Here is a 4,275-nt window from a genome sequence, read left to right on the forward strand (position 1 = left end):
AGCCTCACATAGGCACGAAGAGCCTCACATAGGCACGAAGGCCCGGCGAGACTTGTTGGCAAAGCGTGCCAAGGACCCGAAGGATGTACTCCAGCTGGTGATCGTGCGGGATATGTGGTTGACCGGCTTTGATGCCCCGTCGATGCATACGATGTACATCGACAAGCCGATGAAGGGCCACGGGCTGATGCAGGCAATCGCACGTGTGAACCGCGTATTCCGCGATAAGCCAGCAGGCTTGGTCGTCGACTACATCGGCGTGGCGCAGAACCTCAAGAATGCCTTAGGCCAATACTCCAGCGCGGACAAGCGTCAGGCCGGGATCGACGAAGCAGAGGCGATCGCTGTTCTGCTTGAGAAGTTCGACGTCGTGAAGGCGATGTATCACGGCTTCGACTACGCTCGTGGCCTCACCGGCAGCGGGCAACAACGCCTGATCGTGCTAGCCGAAGCTCTTGAGTGGATTCTGGATCAACAGAACAAGTCAGCCGTTCGGGAGACCACCGAAGAGGGAAAACGTCGCGAGAACCGACGCTATCAGGATGCAGTGCTGGCATTGTCAAGAGCATTCGCACTTGCTTCGGCCAGCGACGAGGCTCGGGCGGTCCGCGATGAAGTCGGCTTCTTTCAAACCGTGCGAGCCGCGCTTGTCAAATCGGCCGAAGGTCCTGGCGGCGCGGCGGGTGACCGCGAGTTTGCGATCCAACAAATTCTGGATCGTGCCGTCGTCTCGACCGAGATCGTTGACATCCTCGCCGCCGCCGGCATCTCAACGCCAGACATCTCAATCCTATCGGATGAGTTTTTGGGAGAGGTGCAGCGGCTGGAAAAGAAGAACCTCGCGCTCGAAGCGCTACGCAAGTTGTTGAACGACGAAATACGCTCACGCAGCAAGACCAATGTCGTGGAGACCAAGCGGTTCTCTGAGCGACTAGAGCAGGCTATTGCTCGCTATCACACAAATGCGATCAACACCGTTGAAGTGCTGCAAGAGCTAGTCGCCTTGGCGAAGGATGTTCGAGCTGCCCGCAAGCGCGGGGAGGAGGAGGGCCTATCCCAAGACGAGATCGCCTTTTACGACGCGCTCGCGGACAATGAGAGTGCTATTCAGGTAATGGGCAACGACGCATTGAAGGTGATTGCTCATGAGTTGATAGTCGGCCTGAAAGGCAGCATTTCGGTTGATTGGTCTCATCGCGAAAGCGCGCGTGCCCGTATGCGTGTCCTGGTGAAGCGAATCCTTCGAAAGTACGGCTATCCACCCGACCTTCAAGATTCCGCCGTTCAGACAGTACTCAAGCAAGCGGAGGCGCTGTCCACGGGTTGGGTCGTGGCCTAGATGTTTCGGTAGTTGGAACTGCGCCACATGCGTTGCTTCTTGCTCCAACGAGTGGCCAACTTGACGTAGATGGGCGAACACTCCCATTTGACCCGTTCCCAGTCGTGCTTGAGCAGCAAGGCGACGCGTTTGGTGAGTACGTCGAGATCCGTCTTGGACCCGGCGAAGATTTCATCGAAATGGGTCAGTATCTGCTGGTCATCAGCATCGTCTTTCGGGTTGATCGATGTGACCAGCCTGGCGCGGAGTGCTGCGACTTTCCCCGGTACGGCTTGGCCCTTGTTGTCAAAGTAGAGCTGCGCGATTTCCTCGATGGTCTTGCGCATGTTGTCCCGCCATTTGGCACGCTCCTTCGTTACCTGCTCCAGTTGAACAGCTCTCTCGTCCTTCCTCAGAGACAGGAGGGACGCGAGCCATCCGGCCACGACTGTGAAGGTCATGCCGGCTAACAGCGATGAAACGTCGATGTTGAAGCCGAAAGGAAGATCGGTCATATGCAGGCAAGCCTCACAAAGAGGTTGATTTGACCCGGTGAGCTGCGTGCATCGCTCTATCAATGGCACCACTGCTACACATCTTCTGCTCCCACTTCTTTTTGAATCTAGTCCAAATATATTGCCAGCGTGGTCGGCGCTTCTCACTGATGGAGCTAGCGGTGCCTACCGACCCAGCCGACGACAGGCCGCCTAGGTGACCAACGATGTAGCCTCGGCATAGTCGACGTGCTCAGCTGCGATCCAGCCGCCGCGCTTGTCCACTCGAAGCATCCGGCTGATGCCGCCCTTGGCATGCAGCATGACATCGATTGAGCCGTTCGCAGTCTCGGCAGGGCGCACGCCGCGCCAGTAAACGACGATGCGCTCGAAGGTGTCCGCGACTAGCTGCCGCGCAGTCGCTCGGTCCTCGTAGTGCAACTTGTCGACGCCTTCGACCAAGGATCGCCAACGCACATCCGCCCCCTGGATGTCTGCTCTGGCTGCCTCGGCAACCGCGCGTTCCGTAACCTTCAGCAGCCCCTGCACCATGCCGCGCTCATCCTCTAGCTCGCGCGCTCGGCGAACGAATGTGACCGGCGCGTCGTCGCTCTCAAGCAGCGCGCTGGCCAGCCGCTCCAGCTTGGCTTCTATGTCCGTCAAGCGGGACTTTGCCAGGGCCAGCTCGCCGCGCTGGACCGCGGAGCGATCACTGCGATACAGCGCCTGCAAGTTGACCAGGTCGCTGCAGTAGCTCATCAGCGCGCGCTCGACGGGCGCCGCAGAACACGACCCGCGCACTGAGCATCCGTCGCCGCCGTTGATTCGAACGCACTGGAGGCGACGATGCCCATCAGACAAAGTGCCATCGCTTCGGCGCTTGCTGGCCATCGTCTGGCTCTTCAAGGGTCCGCCGCAGTACCCGCAGACCGCAACGCCGAAGCCTGTGAGGATGGATGGAATCTCGCCGCGCACGTTCCGCCTGCTCCTCGCGGTCGTGAGTTCCTGCAGTTCGGCCCAGACCTCACGCGTGATGACGGCCGGGTAGTAGTTGAGGAGATGGAAGGTCTCCCCGTCGAGGTCAAGGTGCTTGTCGCCGATCAATGCAGGGTGCGCCAGCAAGCGCACCAGGTGCCCGCTGCTCGGGACAGCATTGCTCACTGAAAGTCCAGCCGAATGCAGCTCGCGAGCGATGTGCCCGGTGCCCAGCCCGCGCAGGAACATGTCGACGGCCGCGCGCAGTGCCTCAGCCCGTGGCTCGATCAACTCCCACCGCCCGTCGACAACCTGAAGCCAGCTCGGCGTCTTGCCGTACCGAATGAGCCCGCGGTAGGTGCCCGCCTGCCACCCCTGACACTGCCGGCGAATGGCATCCCGCACCCGTCGGCTTTTCGTGTCGCTTTCCTCGTGCGCCCGGATCATCACGAGCAGGCTGTAGACCAGGTCCATTGGATTGGCCTTCAATCCTTCGCGGCTATAGACCTTCCCATCCGAGGCGGTGACCACCTTGATCCCCGCATTGACGATGGACGCCAGTTGCGCCTGCGCCTGCAACGGCTCCGCACGCGACAGCCGATCAAGCCCCTCGACGACGAGGACAGAAGAGGCGGGCACAGCMCCATCTTCAACAGCCCGCAGGAACGCTCCAAGCGCCCCTTGCTTTACATGCTTCTGGTGATAGGCCGACAGGCCCTCGTCGCGCAAGCTGAGCTGGTCATCGAGTTCGAGCCCGTGATCCTTTGCCCACTGCTGCGCGTATGCTCGTTGCCGCTCTGAACTCGCCCCTGCTGCCTGCTTCGCATCGCTGAAGCGGATGTAGCTGTAAACCCTCGCCATTCCATCCCTCTCTTCTTGTGAGAAGAAAGTTTACTTTCGCGGCGTGAGGCTTACCTCAGTCAGGTTCGAAGGGACTCTCTCAGCCGGCCCGGACGGGCCAGCACCCCCAGCGATGCCCGCCGGGTGAGCGGCGGGCAGGGCGGATTCTGCACCATCCGGAAAGGGTGCCTGGGGTCATGACGGTGGATTTGGTCTTGCTTCGCCACGCTATTCGACGGAGTGGAGCGGCCGCGCCAGCGCGAACATGCCGCCATACAAGGCACCCCCAGTGCCAGGGAGTCGTCGATGTCTTGCGCCCGCCATTCCATGCTCCTGCCGTGTGCAATGCGGCAGCCAGCGGCCCGCCAGCACGAGGTGACCCTGTCGGATGCCGCCGGAGCCCCTTCGTGATGGCCGCGCCCGAGCACTTCCCGGCGGGCGTCGACGAACGCGACCTGCTGCGGGCCCTGCTGGACAACTCACCGGATCACATCTATTTCAAGGACAGGCAGTCCCGCTTCATCAAATCGAGTGCGGCGCAGGCGCTCCAGTTCGGGATGGCGACACCCGACGGGTTGGTCGGCAAATCGGATTTCGACGTCTTCTCCGACGCGCATGCCCGGCCGGCCTTTGAGGACGAGCAGGAGA

At 61.0% G+C, this 4,275-nt stretch carries 3 protein-coding genes and 1 pseudogene; 2 read left to right on the plus strand and 2 right to left on the minus strand.

The genetic code is table 11. The annotated features are described in order from the left end of the window. Positions 1-1,339: type I restriction enzyme endonuclease domain-containing protein (locus tag AC1DXV_RS31985; RefSeq protein ID WP_477937514.1), on the plus strand; the 1,339-nt coding region annotated here is incomplete at its 5' end. On the opposite strand, the gene AC1DXV_RS31990 is transcribed toward AC1DXV_RS31985, so the two are convergent. Both AC1DXV_RS31990 and AC1DXV_RS31995 read right to left on the minus strand, forming a co-directional pair. Continuing rightward, positions 1,336-1,833 carry a hypothetical protein gene (locus AC1DXV_RS31990; protein WP_477869014.1) on the minus strand — a complete coding sequence of 166 codons (498 nt, stop codon included), beginning with the start codon at positions 1,831-1,833 and terminating at the stop codon, positions 1,336-1,338. The two genes, AC1DXV_RS31985 and AC1DXV_RS31990, sit on opposite strands and share 4 nt — an antisense overlap. Positions 1,834-2,025: 192 nt before the next feature. Next, complete coding sequence (locus AC1DXV_RS31995) at positions 2,026-3,648, minus strand: recombinase family protein (RefSeq protein WP_477937516.1); 1,623 nt, start codon at positions 3,646-3,648, stop codon at positions 2,026-2,028. 389 nt (positions 3,649-4,037) lie between these two features. On the opposite strand from AC1DXV_RS31995, the pseudogene AC1DXV_RS32000 reads away from it, so the two are divergent. Continuing rightward, a pseudogene (locus tag AC1DXV_RS32000) lies at positions 4,038-4,275 on the plus strand (hypothetical protein); the annotation flags it as partial.

Source organism: Rhizobacter sp. P3_C12, assembly GCF_056402735.1.

Bases quoted from the DNA above. Each gene is read 5' to 3' on its own strand.
- AC1DXV_RS31990 (WP_477869014.1), bottom strand. From the start codon at position 1,833: ATGACCGATCTTCCTTTCGGCTTCAACATCGACGTTTCATCGCTGTTA.